The organism is Campylobacter sp. US42a (genome assembly GCF_004379055.1).
Lineage (GTDB): Bacteria > Campylobacterota > Campylobacteria > Campylobacterales > Campylobacteraceae > Campylobacter_D > Campylobacter_D jejuni.
In genome coordinates, this window is record NZ_RYYK01000001.1 from 305,715 (window position 1) to 330,863 (window position 25,149).

26 protein-coding genes and 1 pseudogene are annotated in these 25,149 nt (G+C 29.6%); 16 read left to right on the forward strand and 11 right to left on the reverse strand.

What is annotated here, in order from left to right; translation table 11 throughout:
• Positions 1-4: 4 nt before the first annotated feature.
• From leuS to ELQ10_RS01575, 12 genes are read left to right on the forward strand one after another with little or no spacing between them, the layout of a single operon-like run.
• Entirely contained in the window at positions 5-2,434 is a 2,430-nt protein-coding gene (gene leuS / locus ELQ10_RS01520) for a leucine--tRNA ligase (RefSeq protein WP_002892217.1), read from the forward strand.
• On the forward strand, positions 2,431-2,943 hold the full coding sequence (lptE, locus tag ELQ10_RS01525; protein WP_002860199.1) for an LPS assembly lipoprotein LptE: 513 nt from the start codon (positions 2,431-2,433) through the stop codon (positions 2,941-2,943). The genes leuS and lptE overlap by 4 nt, the downstream gene beginning before the upstream one ends.
• Positions 2,927-4,324, forward strand: a complete 1,398-nt coding sequence (locus ELQ10_RS01530) for a hypothetical protein (protein ID WP_002858150.1) — start codon at positions 2,927-2,929, stop codon at positions 4,322-4,324. The genes lptE and ELQ10_RS01530 overlap by 17 nt, the downstream gene beginning before the upstream one ends.
• Positions 4,290-5,474, forward strand: coding sequence for a folylpolyglutamate synthase/dihydrofolate synthase family protein (locus tag ELQ10_RS01535; protein WP_086032112.1), 1,185 nt, complete (start codon positions 4,290-4,292; stop codon positions 5,472-5,474). The genes ELQ10_RS01530 and ELQ10_RS01535 overlap by 35 nt, the downstream gene beginning before the upstream one ends.
• Positions 5,461-6,363, forward strand: coding sequence for a M23 family metallopeptidase (locus ELQ10_RS01540; RefSeq protein WP_002880806.1), 903 nt, complete (start codon positions 5,461-5,463; stop codon positions 6,361-6,363). The genes ELQ10_RS01535 and ELQ10_RS01540 overlap by 14 nt, the downstream gene beginning before the upstream one ends.
• On the forward strand, positions 6,300-6,695 hold the full coding sequence (locus ELQ10_RS01545) for a polymer-forming cytoskeletal protein (protein WP_002868630.1): 396 nt from the start codon (positions 6,300-6,302) through the stop codon (positions 6,693-6,695). The genes ELQ10_RS01540 and ELQ10_RS01545 overlap by 64 nt, the downstream gene beginning before the upstream one ends.
• Entirely contained in the window at positions 6,695-9,631 is a 2,937-nt protein-coding gene (locus ELQ10_RS01550; RefSeq protein WP_002880805.1) for a DEAD/DEAH box helicase, read from the forward strand. The genes ELQ10_RS01545 and ELQ10_RS01550 overlap by 1 nt, the downstream gene beginning before the upstream one ends.
• A 1-nt stretch (position 9,632) precedes the next feature.
• A complete protein-coding gene (locus tag ELQ10_RS01555) occupies positions 9,633-10,394 on the forward strand; it encodes an ATP-binding protein (RefSeq protein ID WP_002880804.1) in 762 nt (253 codons plus the stop codon).
• Positions 10,391-11,077, forward strand: coding sequence for an endonuclease III domain-containing protein (locus tag ELQ10_RS01560; protein WP_002880803.1), 687 nt, complete (start codon positions 10,391-10,393; stop codon positions 11,075-11,077). Before ELQ10_RS01555 ends, ELQ10_RS01560 begins: the two co-directional genes overlap by 4 nt.
• Positions 11,074-11,886 carry a bifunctional hydroxymethylpyrimidine kinase/phosphomethylpyrimidine kinase gene (thiD, locus tag ELQ10_RS01565; protein ID WP_002869047.1) on the forward strand — a complete coding sequence of 271 codons (813 nt, stop codon included), beginning with the start codon at positions 11,074-11,076 and terminating at the stop codon, positions 11,884-11,886. The genes ELQ10_RS01560 and thiD overlap by 4 nt, the downstream gene beginning before the upstream one ends.
• Complete coding sequence (gene thiE / locus ELQ10_RS01570) at positions 11,876-12,508, forward strand: thiamine phosphate synthase (protein ID WP_057042821.1); 633 nt, start codon at positions 11,876-11,878, stop codon at positions 12,506-12,508. Before thiD ends, thiE begins: the two co-directional genes overlap by 11 nt.
• On the forward strand, positions 12,486-13,115 hold the full coding sequence (locus ELQ10_RS01575) for a uroporphyrinogen-III synthase (RefSeq protein WP_086032111.1): 630 nt from the start codon (positions 12,486-12,488) through the stop codon (positions 13,113-13,115). Before thiE ends, ELQ10_RS01575 begins: the two co-directional genes overlap by 23 nt.
• Here ELQ10_RS01575 and ELQ10_RS01580 read toward each other — a convergent pair.
• From ELQ10_RS01580 to fliW, 5 genes and pseudogenes are all read right to left on the reverse strand, one after another.
• A complete protein-coding gene (locus tag ELQ10_RS01580) occupies positions 13,112-13,564 on the reverse strand; it encodes a hypothetical protein (RefSeq protein ID WP_002869049.1) in 453 nt (150 codons plus the stop codon). The two genes, ELQ10_RS01575 and ELQ10_RS01580, sit on opposite strands and share 4 nt — an antisense overlap.
• A pseudogene (locus ELQ10_RS01585) lies at positions 13,561-14,223 on the reverse strand (hypothetical protein). Before ELQ10_RS01585 ends, ELQ10_RS01580 begins: the two are co-directional and overlap by 4 nt.
• On the reverse strand, positions 14,220-14,522 hold the full coding sequence (locus ELQ10_RS01590) for a transformation system protein (protein ID WP_002855822.1): 303 nt from the start codon (positions 14,520-14,522) through the stop codon (positions 14,220-14,222). Before ELQ10_RS01590 ends, ELQ10_RS01585 begins: the two are co-directional and overlap by 4 nt.
• Positions 14,519-15,250 (reverse strand): pyrroline-5-carboxylate reductase, encoded by a 732-nt coding sequence (locus ELQ10_RS01595; protein ID WP_086032109.1) that lies wholly within the window; start codon positions 15,248-15,250, stop codon positions 14,519-14,521. Before ELQ10_RS01595 ends, ELQ10_RS01590 begins: the two co-directional genes overlap by 4 nt.
• A complete protein-coding gene (gene fliW, locus ELQ10_RS01600) occupies positions 15,250-15,639 on the reverse strand; it encodes a flagellar assembly protein FliW (RefSeq protein ID WP_002852982.1) in 390 nt (129 codons plus the stop codon). The genes ELQ10_RS01595 and fliW overlap by 1 nt, the downstream gene beginning before the upstream one ends.
• A gap of 160 nt (positions 15,640-15,799) precedes the next feature.
• Here fliW and ELQ10_RS01605 point away from each other — a divergent pair, with 160 nt between their 5' ends.
• Both ELQ10_RS01605 and lon read left to right on the forward strand, forming a co-directional pair.
• Positions 15,800-16,447, forward strand: a complete 648-nt coding sequence (locus ELQ10_RS01605) for an outer membrane protein assembly factor BamD (protein WP_002877748.1) — start codon at positions 15,800-15,802, stop codon at positions 16,445-16,447.
• Between the two features lie 16 nt (positions 16,448-16,463).
• Positions 16,464-18,839 carry an endopeptidase La gene (gene lon / locus ELQ10_RS01610; RefSeq protein WP_002880799.1) on the forward strand — a complete coding sequence of 792 codons (2,376 nt, stop codon included), beginning with the start codon at positions 16,464-16,466 and terminating at the stop codon, positions 18,837-18,839.
• Positions 18,840-18,899: 60 nt separating this feature from the next.
• Here lon and rpsR read toward each other — a convergent pair whose 3' ends face one another.
• The 3 genes from rpsR to rpsF are packed head-to-tail and all read right to left on the reverse strand — an operon-like array spanning position 18,900 to position 20,108.
• Positions 18,900-19,160, reverse strand: a complete 261-nt coding sequence (rpsR, locus tag ELQ10_RS01615; protein WP_002853032.1) for a 30S ribosomal protein S18 — start codon at positions 19,158-19,160, stop codon at positions 18,900-18,902.
• A gap of 10 nt (positions 19,161-19,170) precedes the next feature.
• The gene (locus ELQ10_RS01620) at positions 19,171-19,722 is read right to left on the reverse strand and encodes a single-stranded DNA-binding protein (protein ID WP_002880798.1); all 552 of its coding nucleotides are present in this window, start codon (positions 19,720-19,722) and stop codon (positions 19,171-19,173) included.
• Positions 19,723-19,730: 8 nt separating this feature from the next.
• Positions 19,731-20,108 carry a 30S ribosomal protein S6 gene (gene rpsF / locus ELQ10_RS01625; protein ID WP_002812868.1) on the reverse strand — a complete coding sequence of 126 codons (378 nt, stop codon included), beginning with the start codon at positions 20,106-20,108 and terminating at the stop codon, positions 19,731-19,733.
• Positions 20,109-20,325: 217 nt separating this feature from the next.
• On the opposite strand from rpsF, the gene ELQ10_RS01630 reads away from it, so the two are divergent.
• Positions 20,326-21,600, forward strand: coding sequence for an MFS transporter (locus ELQ10_RS01630; protein ID WP_002880790.1), 1,275 nt, complete (start codon positions 20,326-20,328; stop codon positions 21,598-21,600).
• Positions 21,597-22,598: a TIM barrel protein gene (locus ELQ10_RS01635; RefSeq protein WP_134250096.1), complete on the forward strand. Its 1,002-nt coding sequence runs from the start codon at positions 21,597-21,599 to the stop codon at positions 22,596-22,598. Before ELQ10_RS01630 ends, ELQ10_RS01635 begins: the two co-directional genes overlap by 4 nt.
• Here the strand turns inward: ELQ10_RS01635 and ELQ10_RS01640 are convergent.
• Genes ELQ10_RS01640 through pgsA form a run of 3 tightly spaced genes read right to left on the reverse strand, consistent with a single transcriptional unit; the run spans position 22,591 to position 25,083 of the window.
• Positions 22,591-23,451, reverse strand: coding sequence for a VirK family antimicrobial peptide resistance protein (locus ELQ10_RS01640; protein WP_002880784.1), 861 nt, complete (start codon positions 23,449-23,451; stop codon positions 22,591-22,593). The genes ELQ10_RS01635 and ELQ10_RS01640 overlap by 8 nt on opposite strands.
• Positions 23,444-24,550 (reverse strand): RIP metalloprotease RseP, encoded by a 1,107-nt coding sequence (rseP, locus tag ELQ10_RS01645; RefSeq protein WP_086032108.1) that lies wholly within the window; start codon positions 24,548-24,550, stop codon positions 23,444-23,446. The genes ELQ10_RS01640 and rseP overlap by 8 nt, the downstream gene beginning before the upstream one ends.
• A complete protein-coding gene (gene pgsA, locus ELQ10_RS01650) occupies positions 24,547-25,083 on the reverse strand; it encodes a CDP-diacylglycerol--glycerol-3-phosphate 3-phosphatidyltransferase (RefSeq protein ID WP_002812871.1) in 537 nt (178 codons plus the stop codon). Before pgsA ends, rseP begins: the two co-directional genes overlap by 4 nt.
• Positions 25,084-25,149: the final 66 nt, after the last annotated feature.

Genomic DNA, 25,149 nt, shown 5'->3' on the forward strand with positions numbered 1-25,149 from the left:
ATTTATGGCTTATGAAGCAAGTTTAATAGAAAAAAAATGGCAAAAAATTTGGGATGAAAATGAATATTTTGAGCCAAAAGATGATTTAAATTTGCCTAAAAAATATATTTTATCGATGTTTCCTTATCCTAGCGGACGCATTCACATGGGGCATGTAAGAAATTATACTATAGGTGATGCTTTAGCAAGATATTATCGCAAGATAGGTTTTAATGTTTTACATCCTATAGGTTTTGATAGTTTTGGCATGCCTGCTGAAAATGCAGCTATTAAACATAAAATTCATCCTAAGTCATGGACTTATGAAAATATAGCTTATATGAAAAAAGAACTTTTTTCTTTAGGTTTTTCTTTTTCTAAAAAAAGAATGCTTGCTACTTCAGATCCACTTTATACAAAATTTGAGCAAGAATTTTTTATTAAGATGTTTGAAAAAGGTTTGATTTACACTAAAGAAGCAAATGTAAATTGGTGTGAACAAGATCAAACGGTTTTGGCTAATGAGCAAGTTGAAGACGGAAAATGTTGGCGTTGTGGTCATGAAGTGGTGCAGAAAAAAATGCCAGGTTATTATGTAAAAATCACTGCTTATGCTGAGGAACTTTTAAAAGATTTAGAAGAATTAAAAGATAAATGGCCTAATCAAGTTTTAACTATGCAAGAAAATTGGATTGGTAAAAGCGAAGGTTTGGAATTTTCTTTAAATTTAGACGAAGAAAGCAAGCAAAAAACCAAAGAAAGTTCTTTAGAAGTTTTTACTACAAGAGCAGATACAATTTATGGAGTTTCGTATATCGCTTTAGCTCCAGAACATAAAATTGTTCAAAATTTGCTTTCGCAAAATTTATTAAATCAAGATGTATTAAATAAAATCAAAGCTATTCAAAATCAAAGCCCAAGAGAAAGACAAAGTTCTGAAAAAGAAGGTTATTTTTTAGGAATTTATGCCATTCATCCTTTAAGCGGAGAAAAAATTCCTTTATGGGTGGCTAATTTTGTCTTGGCTGATTATGGTAGTGGAGCGGTTATGGCTGTTCCAGCTCATGATGAAAGAGATTTTGAATTTGCAACAAAATATAATCTTGCCATCAAACAAGTTATTCAAACTCAAGAAAATTTACCTTATACGCAAAAATCAGGAAAATTAATCCATAGTCAAGAATTTGATAATCTTGATTGTAATGAGGCAAGATTAAAAATCATTTCTCAGTTTGAAGCTAAAAATATAGGAAAAAGGGTTGTAAATTTTAAAATTCGTGATTGGGGTGTTTCACGCCAAAGATATTGGGGTGCGCCTATTCCTATGATTAAATGTCAAAGCTGTGGTATAGTACCTCAAAAACTAGAAAATTTACCTATTACCCTACCTGAAGATGTGCAAATTACAGGTGAGGGTAATCCACTTGATAAACATCCAACTTGGAAAAATTGTATTTGTCCCAAATGTGGCAAAGAGGCTCAAAAAGAAAGTGATACTTTAGATACTTTTTTTGAAAGTTCTTGGTATTTTGCACGTTTTGCAAGTGATGAGAAAACTTGGCAGGAAAAAGCTTTAGATGAAAAAAGTGTAAAGTATTGGATGAGTGTGGATCAATATATAGGTGGTATTGAACATGCAATCTTGCATTTACTTTATGCGAGATTTTTCCAAAAAGCTTTAAGAGATTTGGGTTATTTAACACAAAATGAACCTTTCGATAGACTTTTAACTCAGGGTATGGTGTTAAAAGATGGTGCTAAAATGTCAAAATCAAAAGGCAATGTTGTAGATCCTGATGAGATTATAGAAAAATACGGTGCTGATACCGCAAGACTTTTTATACTTTTTGCTGCGCCTCCGGCTAAAGAGCTTGAATGGAATGATGATGCGGTTGAAGGGGCTTATAGATTTATTTGCAAACTCTATGATAGGGCGCAAAATGTTAAAAAAGGTGAGCTTGTAGAATTAAAACAAGAAAATTTAAATAAAGAAGAAAAATATGCAAGATTAAAGGTATATGAAGCTTTGAAAAAATCTTTTGAAGTTTATCATCAAAGTTTTGCTTTCAATACTTTAATTGCAGCTTGCATGGAAGCTTTAAATGCTTTAGCGCTTTGTAAAAATGAAGCTTTGGAGCAAGAGGCTTTTTATATTATTTTAAATATTTTAGAGCCTATTATTCCTCATGTTTGTTTTGAGCTTAGCGAGGAGCTTTTTAAATGTAAAAATTTCAAAAAATTAGAACTTAAAGAAGAGGTTTTTGTAAAAGATACTTTAAATTTAGCTGTAAGTATTAATGGTAAAAAAAGGGCTGAATTTGAAATTTCAAGTAGTGCGAGTAAAGAAGAAATTTTAGCTTTTGCAAAAGAAAATACTGCTAAATGGCTTGAAGGTAAGAGTATAGTTAAAGAAATTTATGTGGAAGGAAAGCTAGTTAATCTAGTGATTAAATGAAAAAGATTTTAATTTTTTGTATAGGTTTATTTTTAGGTGCTTGTGGATATGTTCCTACATCAAAAATCGCTAATAATATTTTCGATGAGAAGGTTTATGTTAATGTTGAATTAAGTCAACAAGACCCAAAAAATAGTATCTATGTTGCCGATACTTTAAAAGAAATGGTAATTTCAAAATTAGGGCGTAAACTTGCTTTAAAACACGAGGCAGATGATGTAATTAATGTTAAAATGAATAATTTAGAATTTATTCCTTTAGCTTATGATAAAAATGGCTATGTTATTAGTTATAAAGCTAAATTAAATTTAGATTTTAATGTTGTCTTTAAAGATGGTTCAAGTCAGGCTTTTAGTACAAGTGGAAGTTATAATTTTGAAATTTCTCCAAATAGTATTATCAGTGATTCTGCAAGGTATGAGGCTATTCGAGCAGCTTCAAGCGAGGCATTTGATGAGTTTATTTCCGTAATTGCTATTAAAGGGCAAAAACGTGATTCCAAATACTAATGAAATAGCAAAGCAAACTTTAATTGCATTAAAAGAAAGAAAACTAAAACCAACTCCTGAAAATTATACGGAAATTTTTGAAGAATTATCTTTAAAATATGGTATCACAAGCTCAAATAAAGCTAAACTTGACAAATATAAAACCTTGCTTTTGCCGATTTATCAACAAGAATTAAATTCTAAAACTATAAGAAGTTTAGAAGAACTAATTAGTTTTTTAATTTCTGTTTTAAATAGACAAAGCGGAAAACAATTTAGTGAATTTTTTGATTTTTTATATACTATATCTAAAACTTTGCAAATAAGTAAGGATAAAAAGATAAGAGATTTGGCTAAGGTGACTTCGATTAGAATTTCTAAAACTATGGATAGTGAAAGTATTTACTTGCTTACTAAAAAATGGAAAGAGCTTGAAAGAAATTACGATGAAAATGACTTAGAAGAACAAGCTCGTAAATATGGCATTAGTAAATATGATGATTATGATAGCGTGATTAAAAAACTCTTAGTTAAACTTGAAGAGCGTAGTTATGAGCACTTTAGTGAATTATTATGCTTGGGTTTAAATCCTTCATTGGTAGAAGATTTAAAAATTCAAGGTTTTATACAAAATTTAACACAAAAGCCTTTTGTGATAGGTGAAGAAAATTTTAAAAATGAACTAATGGAATTTATAAATCATCGTATAATGGTTGATAATATGTATGTCCAAAAAAATTTAAATTTTTTTAATGATAATCTAAAAAAAATCTATGAATTGCTTGTCTTACTTAATAAATCGAATGAAAAAAATATGGATTTTATCAATACTTTAAAACCAGATGAAAATGGGGAAGTAAAACTTAGTTTTGAGGATTTAAAACTAAAATTTAAACAACTTGGAGAAAAAATTACATCTTTAAATAATCAAATTGAATTCACGCAAAGCTTGGAGGAGAGAGAGGCTTGGAGTGTTCTTAAAGAGCTTGATAAAATGGATGAAAATTTTAATAAGTATAAAGTTAATTATTCTTTAGCTTTATTTTCTATAGTAAATTACCGTTTCATTATGGAAAAATATGGTATGGGAAGTTTGAATGAAATTTTTGTTCGATTTAAAAAAATTTTAAAAGATTCTTGTAGCGAATTTGATGAACTGTGGATGATAGATGAAAAGAGTTATTTGATTGTTTCGCCAGGAAAAAGCAAAGATGAAATTACACAGCTTGTAAATACAAATCTTAAAACTATAGAAAATTTTAGATTTATTTATAAGCAAGATATTATAACTCCTAAAATTCACGTGGCTTATCTTGATAAGCAAAGTAAGCCAAGTATTAATATTTTAGATGAGTTAATAAAGCAAATTGCAGCGGTTAATGAACAACATAATGAAAGTTGAGAATTTTTTAGCTCAAAAAAGTATAAATTACGATAAAATTGATCGTTTTTTGATGTTTAGAATGTATGAAAAATATAAGAAATATTTTAAAAATATTCCTATAATTCAACTTATAGGCACAAATGGTAAAGGTAGCACGGGTAGATATTTAACCCAACTTTTAGAAAATTTAAATTATAAAATAGGGCATTATACTAGCCCGCACATTTTCAGTTTTAATGAAAGATTTTATCTTGATGGTAAGATTGCGAATGATGAAGAATTAGAACAAGCTCATATAAGACTTGAAGAAATTTTTAAACAAGACTTGCAAAAATTAAGTTATTTCGAATATGCTACTTTTTTAGCTATGATTTTATTTCAAAAATGCGATTTTATTGTTTTAGAAGCAGGAGTGGGTGGAGAATATGATGCTACTTCTGTTTTTGAAAGAAGAATGAATATTTTTACAAGAATTGGATTTGACCATATTCAAATTTTGGGCAATTCTTTAGAAGATATTGCAAGAACCAAGCTTAAAGTTATGGCGCCTGTAGCACTTATAAGTGATGAGCAAGAGCAAAATGTTTTAAATTTAGCAAAAAAAATTGCTTTTTTAAAAAAAGCTAATTTGCAAGTTTCTTCCTTAAATCCTTTTTTGAAAGAAAAATTTGAGATTTATTGTAAAAAGTTTGTTTTACCTTGTTTTTTAAAGCATAATTTAAAGCTTGCATTAAAGGCTTGTGAAATTTTAACTTCGCAAGAAAAAACCTTAGAAGCTTTAAAAAAGTTACAAGAGTTAAATTTACAAGGAAGATGCCAAGAAATTTCTCCAAATTTTTTTGTTGATGTGGGTCATAATCCCATGGCTGCTAAGGCTATGCTTGATAAATTTCAAGGAGAAAAAATAAATCTTATTTATAATGCTTATTTGGATAAGGATATTTTTCAAATTTTAAATACATTAAAGCCTATTATTGATACAATACAAATATATAAATATAAAAGTGCAGAACGAAAGCTGGCCGATGATGAAATTTATAGTATTGCATCAAAGCTAGGCATACAATGTAAAGAATTTGTAAAATTAGAAGAGAATAAAAAAAATCTAGTTTTTGGTTCTTTTATGCTGGTAGAAAATTTTTTAAAGGAGTGGTGTGGTAAAAAATAAATTCACTATTACCATTACAGATATTAACGGTTCAAGACATTTTTATTTAAATCAAATAATCAAAAAAATAGTTTTTTATACTATTGCTTTTATTGTTTTATTTTTAGTTTTTAGTGGTTTTTATATCAAATATCTCGATAGCAAACTTAGCGATATCAGTGAAAAGCGTGAGGAGCTTTTGAAAAAAAGCAAAGAATTGGAATTATCTAATTCGCAAATGCAAAAAAGCATAGAAGAAAAAACTCAGCAGTATGCAGCTATAGAAGATAAAATAGCTTCTTTTGAAGAGGCTTTGGGCTTAGAAGCAGAAAATAATCTTACAATTAGTGCAAGACTTGATAATCTTCAGCTTACCAATGAGCAGCAACTTGGAATTTTGGGGCAAATTCCTAATGGATGGCCTATTGAAAATAAAGGCATTACAGGAAATTTTGGCTGGAGAGAGCATCCTCTTTTAAAAAGAAGAGAATTTCATCCTGGCATTGATTTAAGAGCGGAAATTGGTACTCCTATTTATGCACCAGCAAGTGGAGTAGTGGAATTTTCAGGTTATAGTGATAATGGCTATGGCTATAATGTAATTTTATTGCATAATTTTGGTTTTAAAACAGTATTTGCTCATATGATGCGCAAAGAAGTGGTCAAAGCAGGTCAATTTGTTAATAAAGGGCAGTTGATAGGTTATAGTGGCAATACAGGTCTTTCTACGGGGCCGCATTTGCACTATGAGGTAAGGTTTATTAATAAAACTTTAGAACCTTTGTATTTTTTAAATTTGCAAAGAAAAAATATGAATGATTTTTTTAATCAAGAAAGGAGAGTTCCATGGCAATCTTTAATAAAGGCGGTATCAGCCCAACATCCAGCTCTAGCTCAGAAACAACAGTAATTTCTTCAGGTGCGAGAATTGAGGGTAAATTTTATTTTGCTTCTATGCTCCATGTTGATGGAGAGTTAAGTGGCATTATTCATTCTGAAAGCATTGTGGTTATCGGAAAAAATGGAAATTTAAAAGGTGAATTACAAGCAGATAAAATTGTAGTAAATGGGTATTTTGAAGGGCAACTTGAGGCTAATAGTTTAGAAATTTTAGCGGGCGGAGTTGTTAATGGTGATATTTCAACGCAAAAAATTTCTATAGAAAATGGCGGTCGCTTTAATGGAACTAGTAAAATTAAAGAAGATACTATCAAACTTATTGAAAATAACAACGAAGAATAATGCAAGCTTCATTTTATGAATACTTACAAAATCCAAAAATTTGTGAACTTTTTCTTTGTAAAGATGAAAAACAAGCAGATTTACTCGCTCAAGTTTCACGATTTAAGGGTTTAAAAACCTTTGTTTTACCTGATTTTAGAGCGCAGTTTGGAGATGATTTAAGGGCTTTTTCTAAAGAACTTTTTGATCTTTGTAAGATTTTAAATGCTTATCATAAAGAAGAAGAAAAAAAAATCCTTATTTCTCCTTTAAATACTGTTTTAAAAAAACTTCCTTCAAAAAAACATTTACAAAATTATCATATCGATAAAAAACAAAATTTTGATTTGAAATGTTTTGAAGATGAAATTTCAAGATTGGGATACGAATTTGTAGATATAGTTCAGGATAAAGGTGAAATTTCAATTCGTGCGGATATTATTGATATTTTTTGTATCAATGAAGAAAATCCTATTAGAATTTTGCTTTTTGGCGAAGAGATTGAAAGTATAAGATATTTTGATTTGCAAAGTCAAAAGTCTATCCCTAATGAACTGGAACATTTTGAAATTTGTCCTTTTTTAAAATATTTTGACAAAGAAAATTATGAAATTTTTAAGGATAAATTAGAAGATTTTCAAAGCGATACTTTAATACATGATATCAATTCTTTAGGGTTTTGGTGTATTGATGATTTTTTTGATTATTTGGAGCTTGATTTTTTAGCTTGTGAAAAGTTTGATATTAACGAATATGAAAAAGATATAAGTTTTGTGAATGCAAAAATTTTACCTCAAGCTAAAAAATTTAAAGAATTGCAAAGTTCTTACAATAAAGATTTTTTTGAATTTCATAAAAATAAAAAAATCACACTTTTAGCTAAAAACGAAGCTTTGTTTAAAGCTTTGGAGCTTGAAGATACTCAAAATATCCATTTTGTAAAAAGTGATTTAAGGCTTAATCTTATTAGTCCTGAAGAGCTAATCATTTCTTTAAATCAAAAAGAAAAACAAAAAACAAGAAAAAAAGCTAGTTTGATTATAGATGAGCTTAAAAATGGGGATTATATAGTACACGAAGATTACGGAGTGGGTAAATTTTTAGGTCTTGAGATGATAGTGATAAGCGGAGCAAAAAAAGAGTTTGTTGCTATAGAGTATCAAAATTCTGATAAGCTTTTATTACCAGTGGAAAATCTTTATTTGATTGATAAATATTTGGGCGTGAGTGGATCTATTCCAAGTTTAGACAAACTAGGTAAAACAAGCTTTATTAAACTTAAAGAAAAATTAAAAACTAAACTTTTAGCCATAGCTTCTGAAATTGTTATTATGGCAGCTAAAAGATCTTTAGTGCAAGCAAAAAAAATCACAGTGGATTTAAGTAGACAAGCTGATTTTATAACTAGTGCGGGTTTTATTTATACAAGCGATCAAGAGAAAGCTTGTCATGAAATTTTGCAAGATTTTCAAAGTGGAAAAGTTATGGATAGGCTTTTAAGCGGTGATGTGGGTTTTGGAAAAACTGAAGTTGCTATGAATGCTATTTATCCAGTAGTTAAAAGTGGATTTTGTGCATTTTTATTTGCGCCTACAACTTTGCTTTCTCATCAGCATTATAAAACCTTAAAAAAGCGTTTTGATCCTTTTGATATAAAGGTTTTTAAACTGGATCGCTTTACAAGTAGTGCAGAAAAAAAACAAGTTTTACAAAATTTAAAAGAAAATAAAGCTTGTGTAGTTGTAGGAACTCATGCGCTTTTAAGTGTAGAATGTGAAAATTTAGCTCTTGTTATTATTGATGAAGAGCATAAATTTGGAGTGAAGCAAAAAGAAAAGCTTAAAGAAATCACTCAAAATTCACATATTTTATCCATGTCAGCAACCCCTATACCAAGAAGCTTAAATCAAGCTTTAAGTTCTATAAAATCTTATAGTGTTTTGCAAACTCCACCAGAAGATAGAATGGATGTAAGAACTTTTGTCAAAGAAAATGATGACGCACTTTTAAAAGAAGCTATAGCAAGAGAGTTAAGACGTGGTGGGCAAATTTTTTATATTCATAATCATATTGCAAGTATAGAGCAGTGTAAAAAACATTTATTAGAACTTTTTTCTACTTTGCGTATTTTGATTTTACATTCTAAAATCGATGCCAAGGTGCAAGAAGAAGAAATGTTGAAATTTGAAAACAAAGAATATGATTTGCTTTTAAGTACCTCTATCGTAGAAAGTGGGATTGATTTACCTAATGCAAATACTATCATAGTAGAAAAAAGCGATCGTTTTGGTATGGCTGATTTGCATCAATTGCGTGGGCGTGTAGGAAGAAGTGATAAGCAAGGTTATTGTTATTTTTTAATCGAAGATAAAAATGCTATCACAAAAGACGCTTTAAAGCGTCTTGTTTCTTTAGAAAGCAATTCTTTTTTGGGCGCAGGTTCTGTTTTGGCTTATCATGATCTTGAAATTCGTGGCGGTGGAAATTTATTAGGCGTAGATCAAAGTGGACATATCGAGCAAATTGGATATAGTTTATATCTTAAAATGTTAGAAGATGAACTTAATGCTTTAAGTAAAAATGAAGTGGATCAAAAAGAAAATAAACTTGATTTAAAACTCAATGTTAATGCCTTTTTAAATAGTGAGCTTATCAGCGAAGATCGCCTAAGATTAGAACTTTATAGAAGACTTAGCAAGTGTGAGCAAGTTCATGAGGTTTATGAGATCGAAGGTGAAATTGAAGATCGCTTTGGAAAACTTGACATTTATACTAAGCAATTTTTATCTTTGATTATTATTAAAATTTTAGCTTTAAATAAATTTAAAAGTATTAGCAATTATGAGCAAAATATTCAATTTACTGCTTTAAATGATGAAAAAGAACTCATCAAGGCAAAAAGCAAAGACGATGATGATATTTTAGAGGCAATTTTGATGCATTTAAGAAAGGCTTAAAATGGATTGGAATAAAACTTATGCAGCAATTTATAGAGCAAGAAAAGACTATTTAAAGCCTATTTTTGAAATCGATCCTATCACTTTAAAAGACTTAGTAGGTATGGAAAGTCAAAAAAAAGCACTTTATGAAAATACTTTAAATTTCATTCAAAATAAGGGAGCAAATCACGCACTTTTATGGGGATCTAAGGGCACTGGAAAATCAAGTTTAATTAAAGCCATATTTAATGAATTTAAAGAACAGGGCTTAAGACTTGTCGAATTAAATAAAGAAGATTTATTTGCCTTAGCAGATATCATCGATGAAATCAGATTAGAAAATTTTAAATTCATACTTTTTTGTGATGATTTTTCTTTTGAGAAAGGAGATGATAGTTATAAATTTTTAAAACCTTTACTTGAGGGAAGCATAGAAAAGGCTCCAAATAATGTAATTATTTATGCGAGTTCAAATCGTAGGCATTTATTAAGTGAAAGCATTGCTGATAATCTTGATACGCAAATTGCACATACAGAACTTCATTTAAGCGATGCTGCTGAAGAAAGATTAAGTTTGAGTGATAGATTTGGTTTGTGGTTAAGTTTTTATCAGGGAAATTTAGAAGAGTATTTAAAGATGATAGATTTTTATTTTAAAGATTATTCTTGTGATAAAGAGCTTTTACACGCTAAAGCTAAAGAATTTGCTACTCTAAGAGCAAGTAGAAGTGGTCGTACTGCAAAGCAATTTTATTTGGCTTTTAAGGAGAATTTTAAATGACTGGAGCACAAATTTTTACTAAGCTTTTAAATTTGGATTTAAATTATCATGATTTTGATTGGCTTGAAAATCAAGGATTGAGTGAATTTGAGCTTTTAATTTCTGTGATTTTAACTCAAAATACAAATTGGAAAAATGTCTTAAAAGCTTTAGAAAATTTAAAAAAAGAAAATATTGCAAGCTTAGAACAAATCAATACTTTATCCAATTTAGAACTTGCAACTTTAATTAAGCCTAGCGGATTTTATAACACCAAAGCCAAGCGTTTAAAAGGCTTAGTAGAAAGTATCATAAACACTTATGAAAATTTAGAAAATTTTAAAACAAATGTAAGCAGAGAATGGCTTTTAAATATCAAAGGTTTGGGTTTTGAAAGTGTTGATGGTATTTTAAATTATCTTTGCAAAAGAGGGATTTTGGTTGTAGATAATTATAGTTTGCGTTTGGCTTTTTGCTTAGGCTATGAGTTTGAAAATTATGAAGAATTAAGAGAATTTTTTCAAAGTGGTATAGAGAGTGAGCAAGAAAATTTGTGTAAAATTTTAGGAAAAAAATGCGAACTTTGCGAACTTTATCAAATTTTTCATGCTTTGATTGTAGCTTTTGCAAAACAGAGTTTTAAAGGACAAAAATTAAGCCCTAAGGGTGAAGAATGGATCAAAATTTTAAAGGAAGATTTATGAAAGCAAAAGGAAGCGAACTTATACCTGTTTTAACTATAGCAGGGAGTGATTGTAGTGGTGGAGCAGGGATACAAGCTGATCTTAAAACCTTTAGTGCGCACAATCTTTTTGGTATGAGTGTGGTTTTAAGTGTGGTAGCTGAAAATACCGCAAGGGTGATTTCTGTACACGATATACCTACTCAAAGCGTAGATGAACAAATGCTTGCCGTGTTTGAAGATATAGTGCCAAAGGCAACTAAAATCGGAATGATAGGTTCTTGTGAATTAATGAGCTGTGTAGCTAAAAATTTAAGCGAGTTTAAACCTCAAAATGTAGTGATCGATCCTGTAATGTTTGCTAAAAATGGCTATGCTTTAATGCCTCAAGAAAATTGTGATTTTTTCAAACAAACCATAGTAAAATTTGCAGACATTCTTACGCCTAATATTCCTGAAGCAGAGTTTTTATGCGGTTTTAAGATCGCTAATGAAGAGCAGATGATAAAAGCAGCTAAACATTTATGCAGCTTGGGGGCTAAGGCAGTTTTACTTAAAGGCGGACATAGTGAAGAAAATGCCAATGATGTGCTTTATGATGGAAAAGAAATTTATATTTTAAAAGGCGAACGCATAGAAACTAAAAATACTCACGGTACAGGTTGTACGCTTTCTTCGGCTATTGCTAGTAATTTAGCTAAGGGCAAGGATTTATTTTATGCTGTTAGTGAGGCTAAAGAATATGTAAGAAATGCGATTTATTATTCACTCAATCTTGGAAAAGGTTGTGGTCCTACAAATCATTTTTTCAAGTTTTTAGATGAAAAATAAATTAGATCTTAGCCTTTATTTAGTTGCTTCTCAGGGAAATAAAAGCGAGGAGTGTTTTTTAAATACTTTAGAAAATGCTATAAAAGGTGGAGTAAGTATCATACAACTTCGTGAAAAAGAGCTTAATGCAAGAGAATTTTATAAACTAGGTTTAAAGGTACAAAAACTTTGCAAGGCCTATAAAATACCTTTTTTGATTAACGATAGAGTGGACATAGCTTTAGCCTTAGATGCTGATGGGGTGCATTTAGGGCAGGAAGATTTAGAAGTAAAACTAGCTAGAAAGCTTTTAGGAGATGAAAAAATCATAGGCTTAAGCCTTAAAAAACTAGAACAACTTGAGTTCATACAAGGAGCAAATTATTTAGGTTGTGGAGCCATTAAGGCAACGCCTACTAAAGAAAGTTCGCTTTTAAGCCTTGAGTTTTTAAGCCAAATTTGTGATAAAAGCCCTATAGGGGTTGTAGCCATAGGAGGGATTGATAAAGAAGTGCTTGATGAGTTAAAGGGTATAAATTTAAGCGGTGTGGCTGTGGTTAGGGCGATCATGGATGCTAAAGATGCTTTTTTGGCAGCTAAAGAGCTAAAGCGTAAAATCTATGAAAATTTACCTCTTAAATGAAACTCCTTTTGAAGGAGTGGAAAATCTTATTTTAAATGAGATTATTTTTTACGATTTTAGTGTGGATTTAAGTTTATATGATGCTTTAATCTGCACCTCAAAAAATGCTTTAAAAGCTTTACAACATGCAAAAATCACTTTAAATTTTAAACTCAATTTATACGCTGTAGGACAAAGTACAGCTCAATACGCTAAAAATTTAGGTTTTAAAAAGATTAAAATTCCATCAAAGGCTTATGGAAAAGATCTTTTTCTTGAATTTAAAGAGGAATTAAAAACGCAAAAATGTTTGTATTTAAGGGCTAAAAATATTGTTTCAACTTTAAATTTGGATCTTAAAAATGCAGGTGTGGATTTAGATGAAGTGATTGTTTATGAAAATGTTTTTAAAAAAGGTGACAAAAAACTTACTCATCCTGCTATTTTTATATTTACCTCTCCTTTAAGTGTAGAAAATTTTTTAAAATTTTATAGCTTAAAAGAAGAAGATAAGGTTGTAGTTATAGGACAAAGCACAGCAAAGAAGCTTTTAAATTTTAAAAATCTTTATATATGCGAAAATCAAAGTCTTTTAGAGTGCGTTAAGCTTGCTAAGACTTTGGTTTAATTTTTTAAATTCCAAAAATTTTCTTTGGGATAAATGATAATGCTTTTTGTGAGTAAAATTTCATCATTGACATTTTTATCACGATTTAAAGCAATGCTAATGTGGGCTATAATAACACCATCTTTGTTTAAATTTGCATCGGGATTGAAGTTGGAAAATTTAAAATTAACACATTGTGCAATAGGATAAAAATATTTTATTTTAATCAAAGCTTTTGCGTAATTAAAATATATATTATCTAAACATTCTTTATTTTCTTGCTTTGCTTGATATAAAAAATATTTAGAAAATTGTGTTGCATTGTGACTTAAAATTTGAGCTTGAAGGTAGTAATAACTATCTTGGATTATTTTTGGAGTGTAGCTAGATATGTTTAAGGTCAAGCTCATCCATAGACTTATTAGTAGTATTAAAAAAATTGTCCAAATTAAAACATAAGCTTTTTTCATAGTAAAATTCTTTTTTCAAGGCAATATTTTGTTTGTCTTTTTAGGCAAATTTTTAATTTATTGTTTTGCAGGTTAAATGAGCTTATGTTTTTAGAAATTAATCCTTATTGGTTTAATTGTTCATTAAATTTTGGCTTTATTTCATATATAAGTTCTTCATTTTGCAATTTGATAACTATTTGAGCTTGCAAAGGAATAAAACTACCTGTAAAATTTGTAGATATACCATTTTCTAAGATGGATATTTTTTCAATCTTATTAATTTTATAAGCATAGCTAATATGCTCATTGTCATTATATAAATCTTTTCTATTTTGGAGTTGTGTTTTAAAATCAGAATGAGGTGAATAAAGTGTATGATTATTTTCTAAAATAAGAGCAGAATTAATAAGATAAAGTTTATTATCTTTTAGGCTAATTAACTCATCTTTTAAAAGACATTTTAATGTATTTTGTGAAAATGTAATATTAATACAATTTTGTATTAATTTTTCTATTTTAAGCAAGTTTAAATGTGCTTGAGTGATAAGATTGTTTGTATGTAAAGCAGTGAAATTTAAATGATAAAAATCCATTAAAGGTTTTGAAAGTAAGCTAGTTATAAAAGTAAAAAGTATTAGTGATATTATAAGTTCAAAAAGTGTAAAAGCTTTGCTCATTCTTTAAAATAAACGCTATAATTTTGATCTTGAAAGTATAATTTTTGAAATTGAAATATACCATCATTAACAAACTGTTCTTGTAAAACTATAGGTTTTAAGGCTGAAGTTTGAAGTATGATGGTTTTAAAAATGGGCTTTTCATATAATTCTTCTTGAAGTTTATAGAGTCTTTCAAAAATATTTAAATTTTCATAGTTTTTGTAAAGTTGAGTATAGTAATAAAAAATGCCAATGAAAATTAAAGATATGATCGTTATAGCACTAATACTTTCTATAAGTATGAAAGCCTTTTTCATTTAGTGCTGCTAGCATTTATGGCTTCAAAAAAACTTCCGCGAATTCCTTTTTGTTCGAGTATTTTTATGCCTTTTATTGTAACTCCGCCAGGGGAGCAAATATTTTCTTTGATAATAGCTGGATGTTCATGTTCTAGTAAAGCACTAGAGCTTTTAAATAAAGAGCGCGTAAGATTGAGACTAAGTTCTTTTGACAAACCTTCATAAACTCCAGCATTAGCAATACTTTCTGCTATAAGTGCTAAAAAAGCAGGAGCGCAGCCGCTAATCGCCATAGCTGCATTCATTTGTATTTCATTATCTAATTTATAAGCCGAGCCAAAAGTTTTTAAAATGTCTAAAATTTCATTTTCAAAATGAGAGTTTTTAAGTATATATGGTGTAGTTGAAGCCTTATATTTAGCTGCTGTATTGGGCATTATTCTAACATAATTTTGAGCTTTGATGGTTTGTAGTTTTTCAAAATCAACATTGGCTAAAACAGAGATTAAGATACGTGCTTGTCCTTTTAGCATTTGAGCAATATTTTCTAAAGCATAGGGTTTAAATGCTAAAATAACATCTTTACCTTCTATGTTAAAATCTTTGTAAAGTAAGGTTTTAAAGCCTTCTTTGGTGAGGGCTTGAAGTTTTTCTATACTTCTTCCTACTATACAAATTTCATAATCATCTTTTAATCCATAGGCTAAGGCTGTTGCCATAGCTCCATTTGCAAGTATATAGAGCATTATTTTTTAATATAATTAGCAATTTGATCAGCTTGAAAAAAGTCCGGATAATTAACTGTATCTAGTATCACTTGTACCATAGTATTATTATCAAGATTAATGACTACTGGAGCTAGAAAATTCACTGTCGATTCTTCAATGCTTTTTGCTATGGCTACTATATTAAAAATTTTCATATTAGATTCAGGTGTTAAAGAAAGAAGCTCTTGATAATAAGTTGGTATATCAAATTCATAATCAGGTCTAATCAAATAAGGATTAATTAAAACAAAAGAAAAGTCTTTACCATCAAGACTTTTAAGTCTTACAAATACTTCATCGATAGTTGAAAATTCCATATTTTTGGTTTCTTCAAAACCTAAGATAGGGCATTTAACAGCTAGGGTCATGTTTTCTCCTCAAGTTATAATGTTTAATATTTTAACATAAAATAAGCAATAATCATTCCAAAATTTTAAATTATTTAATTAATTTTATTATAATTTTAGAAGAACATAATTATAAAATCGTTAAAATATAGATTTTTGAGAATATAAATCAAGGTGAAGTATGAAAAAAGGTATTTTTTTATTGGTTTTTTTAAGTGTTTTTTTTAATGCGTGTAGTACAAAAAATGATGAAGGTTTATACAATCTTAGTGCTAGTGAGTGGTATAAGCAAATTATTAAAGATTTACAGGACAAGGATTTGGAAAAAGCCGATGATCATTATAATGGTATGGCAAGTGAGCACGTTGCCGATCCTTTATTGGAAACTACTTTAATTATTTTAGCACAAGCTCATATGGATGAAGAGGAATATAAGTTAGCTGAATTTTATTTAGATGAATATAATAAAAAATTTGGAAATTCACGCAATGCTGATTATATTCGTTATCTTAAAATTAAAGCAAAATTTGATGCATTTGCAGTGCCAAATCGTAATCAGGCTTTAATGCTTGAAAGCCAAAAAGAAATAGATACTTTTTTGAAAGATTATCCTTATACAGAATATGAACCTTTGGTTCAAACAATGCTTACAAAATTTAATTTAGCGGTTTTTTATCTTAATAGTACTATAGAAAATCTATACCAGCGCATAGGGCATGATGAAAGTGCGCAAATTTATAAACAAAGACTTCAAGAAAGTGAATTTTATCAGCAAAGTATTATCAAACCTGAGCTTCCTTGGTATAGAAGTATATTTGAAAGATTTTAATAAACAAGGAAAATAAATGCAGATTGAAGAGATACAAAATTATCCAGCAAATTTACCAGTATTGGTTGAAGATGAATTATTTTTATATCCTTTTATGATAACTCCTATTTTTATTAACGATTCATCCAATATGAAAGCTTTAGATCTTGCGATTAAAAATGATAGTATGCTTTTTGTTGCACCTTCAAAGTTGGAAAATGGAAGAAATTTTGATGAAATTTATAATTGTGGAGTGATTGGGACTATCATGCGAAAAGTTCCTTTGCCTGATGGAAGGGTGAAAATACTTTTTCAAGGATATGCTAAGGGTAAAATTATAGAGCAAATTTCTAATAAACCTTTAGAAGCCAAGATAGAACTTATAAAAGAAGACTTTTTAGAAGGAACTAAAAAAGAAGCGCTTCTTGAAGTTTTAAAAGAGAAGGTAAAAAATTTGGCAAATATTAGTCATTATTTTTCTCCAGATCTTTTAAGAACAATTGAAGAAGGTTTTGATGCGTCTAGGATTTGTGATTTGATTTTAAATACTGTGCGTATTAAAAAACAAGTTGCTTATGAGTTTTTTGTTTTAACAGATCTTGAGCAAAAATTAGTAAAATTAATAGATTTAATTGCCCAAGAAATAGAAGCCAATAAAATTCAAAAAGAAATTAAAAATAAAGTACATTCTCGTATTGATAAGGTAAATAAAGAATATTTTTTAAAAGAACAATTAAGACAAATTCAAAAAGAGCTTGGTTCTGACACACAAAAAGAAGATGAGGTTAGAGAGTATCAAAAGCGTCTGGAATTAAAGAAGAAATTTATGCACGAAGACGCTTATAAAGAAATCAAAAAACAAATTGAAAAATTCGAACGCATTCATCAAGATAATTCCGAAGCATCGATGATTCAAACTTACATAGAAACAGCATTAGATATTCCTTTTGAAAAAATTTCTAAGAAAAAACTTGATATTAAAGAAGTTTCAAAACAGCTCAACCATGATCATTATGCATTAAATAAACCAAAAGAACGCATAGAAGAATATTTTGCAGTTAGGGAACTTTTAGAAAAAAGAAAAATAGCAGAAAAAGATGGTGCTAAAGTTATACTTTGTCTTTATGGACCTCCTGGCGTGGGTAAAACTTCACTGGCAAATTCTGTTTCAAAAGCTTTAAAAAGAGAGCTTATTCGCATAGCCTTAGGCGGACTTGAAGATGTTAATGAGCTACGTGGTCATCGTAGAACTTATATAGGCGCTATGCCTGGACGTATTACCCAAGGACTCATAGAGGCAAAACAAATTAATCCTGTAATTGTATTGGATGAAATTGATAAATTAAATCGCAGTTTTAGAGGCGATCCAAGTGCGGTGCTTTTAGAAATTTTAGATCCAGAGCAAAATTCTAAATTTAGGGATTATTATTTAAATTTTAATATTGATTTAAGTAAAGTCATTTTTATAGCAACAGCAAATGATATTAGCAATATTCCTGCACCTTTAAGAGATAGAATGGAATTTATAGAACTTAGCTCTTATACTCCAAGTGAAAAATTTCATATAATGAAAAAATATTTAGTTCCAGATGAGCTTAAAAAACATGGCTTAAAATCCAATGAATTATCTATTGATGATGAAACTATAGAGTTAATCATTAGTGATTATACTCGTGAATCAGGAGTCAGAAATTTGCGTCGCAAAGTGGCAGAGTTGTGTCGTAAGAGTGCTAAAAAACTACTTTTAGAAAATATTAAAAAAGTCATTATTAATACAAAAAATTTGAATGAATTTTTAGATAAAAAAGTTTTTGAAATAGAAAAAAATAATGGAGAAAATCAAGTAGGTCAGGTTAATGGTTTGGCTTGGACAAGTGTAGGTGGAGATGTTTTAAAAGTAGAGGCTGTAAAAATTAAAGGTAAAGGAGAATTAACGCTCACGGGAAGTTTGGGTGATGTAATGAAAGAATCAGCTAGAATTGCTTTTAGCATGATAAAAGTTTTAATCGATGAAGGAAAAATAAAAATACCTAAAAAAATAATTATTGATCCTAAAGTTAATGTTTATGATAGTTATAATATTCATATACATGTGCCAGATGGAGCTACCCCAAAAGATGGCCCAAGTGCAGGTATTACGATAAGCACAGCCATTGCTTCTATTTTTAGTGATAAAAAGGTTAAAGCAGATGTTGCAATGACAGGTGAAATAGATTTAAAAGGAAAAGTTTTACCAATAGGCGGATTAAAAGAAAAATTAATTGCAGCTTATAAAGCAGATATAAAAACAGCTTTAATCCCAAGAAAAAATTACGAAAGGGATTTAAAAGATATTCCTAGTGAGGTTAGAGACAATATGGAAATCATTGCTGTTGATACTTTCAGTGATGTTTTAGAATATACTTTGGTTTAATTTTATTTTGAGAATAAATGTATAAGAAAGCAAACTTTTTATAAGTTTGCTTTTAAAAGATTATAGTCCTTCAAAAGGATTATTGATTACTTCTTTTCTATCCACTATATAAGGGATAAGAGCTACATGTCTTGCACGTTTGATTGCAACTTCTACCATTTCTTGGTATTTTTTGCTTGTACCTGTTAAACGGCGTGGCATGATTTTAAATCTTTCAGATAAAGCATGTTTTAACATTGCTGTATCTTTATAATCAATAAATTCAACTTTTGCTTCAGTGTATTTGCAATATTTGCGAGAGTATTTTCTTTTTTCTGCCATAGTTTATCCTTTAAAATGGTAAATTAGTATCATCGCTATCATAAGCATCGATATCAATTTCTTTTAATTTTTCTTCGTGTTGTGGGTTTTGGTTTCTTTGTGGAGCAGGGTTTGTTTTTGCTTTATTAAAATTTTGATTTTCACTCATATAAGGATCATAGCTTTGATTTTCATAGTTTCCACTATAATTGTTGTTTGAAAAGCTATTATTGCTAAAATTTCCGCCTTGTTGTGGAGCATTGGAATTGCCAAGCATTTCCATATTTTCAACTTGAATGCTATGTTTAGAGCGATTTTGTCCATTTTGATCACTCCATTGTTCAAATCTTAAACGTCCTTCTATGAGTACTTTTGAACCTTTTGTAAGGTATTGGTTTGCAACTTCTGCGGTGCGACCATAAAAGCTTATATCAATAAAGCAAGTTTCTTCTCTTTTTTCTCCATTTGTGGTAAATCTTCTTGTTACTGCTATAGCGGAAGCTCCAATAGCACTACCGCTTTGTGCATAACGCATTTCTATATCACGTGTAAGATTTCCAACCAAAACAACTTTGTTAAACATCTTTTTCCTTATTGAATTTCAGGAGCATCTAAAGGTTTGATTTCTTTTTTAGATTGCTTAATCCCGTGGCTTAGTTTTTCCCAAGCTGCAATTTCTTTTTTATTTTCATATTTTACGATTAAAAATCTTATTACTTCTTCAGTGATTCTTAACACCCTTTCAAGCTCTGCAATTAAGTTTGTAGGAGCTTTGAAGTAAATCACAAAATAAGTTCCTCTTTCGTATTTTTTGATTTTATACGCTAATTTTCTAGTGCCCATTGGAACAACAGTTTCAATTTCTGCACCATTTTTGGTTAGGACTTCTTTAACGAATTCCAACTTCGCATTAACTTCCTCTTCGGTAAGTGTTGGTTTTAAGATAAATAAAACCTCATAATGTTTCATCTTTTCTCCTTATGGATATTAAAGCCCATTTTCATGAGCAAGGATTTTGCATAAAGCAAGACTAAATTATATCAAAATATACTTAATTTATACTTCAATAAGTGTTGTAACTTTTTGTAATTACCTGTTTATAATTTAAAGGTGAAATTTTAACCTTTTATCTTAATCCGTGATATAATTAATTTAAGTTGCGAATTGTTAAAAAAGGAGGGTGGATATGAATAGTACGAAACCTATTCGTTGGTTTACTTTTATCGTTTTAGTTATTGGCGGAGGAACTGTTTTTAAACTTTCCTCTTTAAAAGATGCCTTTTATGTGCCTATGCAAGAATTTATGAATCTTAGCAATACACAAATTGGACTCGCGCTCTCAGTTTATGGCATAGTGCAAACGGTGGGAAATTTTGCATCCATTTATATAGCAGATAGATTTTCTAAAAAAATACTCATTCCTTTTTCATTGGTTTGTGTGGGTTTGGTTGGAATTTATATTTCTACTTTTCCTTCTTTTTATGGAATTTTAATAGCTTGGGGTTTGCTTTCTTTATTTGGAGAAGTTGTGTATTGGCCTGTTTTGCTTAAAGCCATTCGCTTGCTTGGAGATTCTACTCAACAAGGAAGACTTTTTGGATTTTTAGAAGCAGGACGTGGTGTTATAGATACTATAGTTGCTTTTAGTGCTTTGGGAATTTTTTTACTTTTAGGGTCTGGCGCAGGTGGACTTAAGGCTGCTATATTATTTTATAGCGCTTGTGTGATTATAGCAGGTATTTTGGCATATTTTCTACTTGAAGATGACAAAATTAATACCCAAGATGAGCAAGGAAATGAAATCAGTAAAAACAAAGCCGCTTGGAATGGAGTTATCAAAGCGATTAAAACTCCTGAAATTTGGGTGGTATCTTTGACCATTTTTACTATTTATTCTGTGTATTGTGGTTTGACTTATTTTATTCCATTTTTAAAAGATATTTATGGTATGCCTGTGGCTTTGGTCGGTGCTTATGGTATTATCAATCAATACACTTTAAAATTAGTAGGTGGGCCAATTGGGGGATATTTAGCAGATAAAACCTTTAAATCTTCAACAAGATATTTGCGTTTCGCTTTGATTTTAGCAGCCTTGGCCATATTAATTTTTGTTTTTATGCCTCATGAGAAATTAAATATTTATTTTGGTATGAGTTTAACCTTAGGTTTTGCCGCTCTTGTTTTTACTATGCGTGCAACATTTTTTGCTCCTGTGGATGAGATAGAAGTACCTAGAGAAATTAGTGGAGCTGCTATGAGTATAGCTTGTATTTTTGGTTATTCTCCACAACTTTTTTGTTTTGCACTTTATGGTTTTATGATCGATCGTTTTAAAGGTTTATTAGGCTATCAAATTGTTTTTGCGTTAATGGGGATTTTTGCTATTTGTGGTGTGATTGTAACTACGATTTTACTTAAGATGATAGCTAGAAAAAAAGCATTAAAAGGAGTGGTATCATGAAAATAGGTTTAGAAACTGAAAGCATGCATTTATGGTTTCAAAATGGCAGGATGGATATATTTTCTTATATCGATTTTGCTAAAAATTTGGGCTGTGAGGGTGTGATTATAAATATCATTAAAGATTTTGGTTTGGATGAAGAATGGGGATGCTTAGGAAGCGATGACGAAAATCATCTTAAAAAAATTAAAGTCAAATTGGATGAATACAATATGTATTGTGAGATTGACTCTAAGGGTTTTAATAGGGATAAATTTGAAAAAATTGCTAAAGTAGCTTCTATTTTAGGCGCTAAAATTATACGCTCTTATGTGCCCTTAACCGATAAAAATAAAAAGGTTAAACATGCTAGCGATGGGGCTTATGATGATTCTAAAATTACTACTAGATTCGATAAAGAAGATTTTTTAGCTACAAAGGATGAAATAAAAGCTTTGATACCGATTTTGGAAAAATATGATTTAAAACTTGCTATAGAAAATCATGAGTATCAAACTTCAGAGGATTTGCTTGATTTGTTGAAATTGATCAATCATCCTAAAATAGGATTTTTATATGATTTTGGAAATTCTATGATGGCCTATGAAGATCCTATAAAAGCTTGCAAAGACATGGCTAAATGTACTTTTAGCACGCATTGTAAGGATCATATAGTTTTCATTGAAGAGGGTGTAGAATATGTTTGCGGCGTTCCTTTGGGAGAAGGAAATTTAAACATTAAAACTTGTGTAGAAATTCTTAAAAAAGAAGGACTTGACCGTATTAATGTAGAGCAATGTTATCCTTATTGTGCGACTTTTAAAAGAGAAAAAGGAACAGGCGGGGTTAAAGAATTAGGTAAAGGGGCTTTTAAGATAGAAAAATCTTTGTTTGAAGATTTAAAAGCTATGCAGTATTATTATCCTCAAGAAGTATCTCAAGAATGCTTAGAGAGGCTTTTAAAACTTCAAAAAAAAGGTTGTGAGAAAAGTGTAGAATATTTAAAAAGTATTATTTAGATAAAATTTGGAATAAATTTTGTTTAATATTTTCAAGCATGGCAAAACGTTTTTTATACATGGAGCGTTTTTGTGAAGGAATTTCTTCTAGGTTTTTTTGCGAGTGGTGGAGCTTGTAGTATTTGTGTTTATCGATTTTTATTAATTCTCCACCATTTTCTAACCAAATTTTTTGATAATCTGCAAAATATCCTTTTTCTTTTCCTTTTTGAGAACGGATTTGATTTTTTTCATGCACACCTAAAGTAGCTTGAAGTTTTAAAATTTCACAAAGCATCTTAGAGCATTCTATAAGTAAAGCAACAGGGCGCAAACCATGACATTTTTTAGTTAAAATTTTATTAATTTCTAAAATATTAAAATCTTTGTATTTATATCCTTGTATGCAAGAAAGTAGAAGATTATTTTCTAAAGTAAAGCAAAAATTACATTGTGAGATAGTGTATTTTTTAAATTTTAAAGAAAAAGCCCAAAAACCTTCTTCGTAAACATTATGGTTATATCCTAAAAAAAGCTCAAAATCTTCATCAAAAGAAAAAATCATTTGTTCTTCGGGAAGAAAATTAAAACAAGTAAGTCCCTTATCAACATCATAAATAAGTGTTTTAACGCGTTCATTTGCTTTAAAACTTTTATCGCAAAATCTTCTTATAGCATTGTAGCAAGCATAGGGTCTTTGAGAGAAAAAGTCTTTTAAATGTTTATTTTTTTCTTCATTAAGCGTTTTTTCTAGAAGCCTTACTTGAGGAAAATATAAAATTTTTCTTGCTTGAAAACGCAAATAGCGCCAAAAGATGATACTTTTTCTTCTATCAGTAAAATTTGGAATAGGGTAGGAAAATTTTTTATTCACCTGCAATCCTTGATATATCATTATAAGTTGCAAAGAGCATTAAGCTTAAAAGTATTGCCATGCCTGCATAACTTAGATATTTAAAAGCACGTTGTGGAACCTTGCGTCTAAAAATCATTTCATAAAGATTAAAAAGTATGTGCCCTCCATCAAGCATAGGAATAGGTAAAAGATTTAAAATGCCTAAATTTATAGAAATTAAAGCAGTGATAAATAAAAGCAAAGTAAAGCTATTTTGTGCAGCCTTTGAGGTAATTTCAGTCATGGTGATAATACCGCCTAAATTTTTTGCTTCAACTTCACCACTTATGAGTTTTATTATACCCTTGATGATGAGTGTAGAAGCTTGAAAACTTTCTTGTACGGCATATTTAAAACTTTCTAAACCTTGATGTTTTACAAGAGTGCTTGTACCATTTGGACTGACTCCAAGTTGAGGTTTTTCAATAATTTGCCCAAAGTCATTGTATCCTTGTCCTATTTTTGGAGTTAAAATAAATTCTAAATTTTTTCCTTCTCTATTGATTAATATTTTCAAAGGCTCTAAACTTAAATGCTTTGAAATTTCATCAAAGCTTTGAATTTTTACACCGTTAATTTCTAAGATAGTATCATTTTTTTGAAGTCCTATTTCTTGTGCAGCAGAGTTTGGCGCTATGTTGCCTATTTGCGGAGCAAGTTTGTTTAGACCTAAATTTCCTATGATAATATAAAGAAAAAAAGCTAAAATCAGGTTAAAAAATGGTCCAGCAAAAAGAATATAAATCTTTTTTAAAGGACTTAAAATGCTATAGCTATCTTTGTCTAGATTTTCAAAACCAGGACGCATATCATCTTGTCCTTTAAGTTTAACATATCCTCCAAGTGGTAAAGCGCTTAAGCGATAGTTTGTGCCTTTAAATTCACGCTCTATAAGACTTTTTCCAAATCCTATACTAAAGACTTCAACTTTTACACCCAAAGATCTTGCAGCCAAAAAATGTCCTAATTCGTGAAAGAAAATTAAAAATGAGATGACTAAAATAGTTGCTAAAAATTCAATAGAATAAAATTTAATTCCCAAAATCAAAATAACAATTAAAAGCAATAAAGATCTCATTTTTCTCCTTTTTTTTGAGCTTTTATATAAGTATAGATGTATTCAAATCCAGAATAAAGAGTTAAAATCAAAGCTATGTAAAGTAGAATTTCACCGCCTATCCACTCCATGATTAAAAATCCTATCGCAGTCATTTGAAAAGCGGTTTTAAGTTTGCCTGCAAAAGAAGCATTGACATTTAAATTTTCGCTAATCATCACAACTCTAAAACCTGTGATAAAAAATTCTCTTACTAATATAATATAAATTACCCATTCATTAGCTTTTCCTGTGAGTAAAAGTCCTAAAAAAGCTGCTAAAACAAGCATTTTATCGGCTAATGGATCTAAGATTCCGCCTAGTTTTGTAGTTTGTTTCCAAGTTCTTGCAATGTATCCATCAAAAAAATCACTTAAAGCTGCTAATGAAAAAGTTAAGGCAGCAAAATAGTTAATCCAACTTTGATGAATATTTTCAAATTTATGAATTAACAAAAAAAATAGCAAAGGCGCTAAAACCATTCTAAAAATCGCCAAGATATTGGGTAAATTCATAACAAGCCTTGTGAAATTAAATGTAAAATTATAATCAAAATTGTATAAAATTTAAGCAAAGACTTA

Bases quoted from the DNA above. Each gene is read 5' to 3' on its own strand.
- leuS (WP_002892217.1), top strand. From the start codon at position 5: ATGGCTTATGAAGCAAGTTTAATAGAAAAAAAATGGCAAAAAATTTGG.
- lptE (WP_002860199.1), top strand. From the start codon at position 2,431: ATGAAAAAGATTTTAATTTTTTGTATAGGTTTATTTTTAGGTGCTTGT.
- ELQ10_RS01545 (WP_002868630.1), top strand. From the start codon at position 6,300: ATGGCAATCTTTAATAAAGGCGGTATCAGCCCAACATCCAGCTCTAGC.
- ELQ10_RS01550 (WP_002880805.1), top strand. From the start codon at position 6,695: ATGCAAGCTTCATTTTATGAATACTTACAAAATCCAAAAATTTGTGAA.
- ELQ10_RS01555 (WP_002880804.1), top strand. From the start codon at position 9,633: ATGGATTGGAATAAAACTTATGCAGCAATTTATAGAGCAAGAAAAGAC.
- ELQ10_RS01560 (WP_002880803.1), top strand. From the start codon at position 10,391: ATGACTGGAGCACAAATTTTTACTAAGCTTTTAAATTTGGATTTAAAT.
- thiD (WP_002869047.1), top strand. From the start codon at position 11,074: ATGAAAGCAAAAGGAAGCGAACTTATACCTGTTTTAACTATAGCAGGG.
- thiE (WP_057042821.1), top strand. From the start codon at position 11,876: ATGAAAAATAAATTAGATCTTAGCCTTTATTTAGTTGCTTCTCAGGGA.
- ELQ10_RS01575 (WP_086032111.1), top strand. From the start codon at position 12,486: ATGAAAATTTACCTCTTAAATGAAACTCCTTTTGAAGGAGTGGAAAAT.
- ELQ10_RS01580 (WP_002869049.1), bottom strand. From the start codon at position 13,564: ATGAAAAAAGCTTATGTTTTAATTTGGACAATTTTTTTAATACTACTA.
- ELQ10_RS01590 (WP_002855822.1), bottom strand. From the start codon at position 14,522: ATGAAAAAGGCTTTCATACTTATAGAAAGTATTAGTGCTATAACGATC.
- ELQ10_RS01595 (WP_086032109.1), bottom strand. From the start codon at position 15,250: ATGCTCTATATACTTGCAAATGGAGCTATGGCAACAGCCTTAGCCTAT.
- fliW (WP_002852982.1), bottom strand. From the start codon at position 15,639: ATGACCCTAGCTGTTAAATGCCCTATCTTAGGTTTTGAAGAAACCAAA.
- ELQ10_RS01605 (WP_002877748.1), top strand. From the start codon at position 15,800: ATGAAAAAAGGTATTTTTTTATTGGTTTTTTTAAGTGTTTTTTTTAAT.
- lon (WP_002880799.1), top strand. From the start codon at position 16,464: ATGCAGATTGAAGAGATACAAAATTATCCAGCAAATTTACCAGTATTG.
- rpsR (WP_002853032.1), bottom strand. From the start codon at position 19,160: ATGGCAGAAAAAAGAAAATACTCTCGCAAATATTGCAAATACACTGAA.
- ELQ10_RS01620 (WP_002880798.1), bottom strand. From the start codon at position 19,722: ATGTTTAACAAAGTTGTTTTGGTTGGAAATCTTACACGTGATATAGAA.
- rpsF (WP_002812868.1), bottom strand. From the start codon at position 20,108: ATGAAACATTATGAGGTTTTATTTATCTTAAAACCAACACTTACCGAA.
- ELQ10_RS01630 (WP_002880790.1), top strand. From the start codon at position 20,326: ATGAATAGTACGAAACCTATTCGTTGGTTTACTTTTATCGTTTTAGTT.
- ELQ10_RS01635 (WP_134250096.1), top strand. From the start codon at position 21,597: ATGAAAATAGGTTTAGAAACTGAAAGCATGCATTTATGGTTTCAAAAT.
- rseP (WP_086032108.1), bottom strand. From the start codon at position 24,550: ATGAGATCTTTATTGCTTTTAATTGTTATTTTGATTTTGGGAATTAAA.
- pgsA (WP_002812871.1), bottom strand. From the start codon at position 25,083: ATGAATTTACCCAATATCTTGGCGATTTTTAGAATGGTTTTAGCGCCT.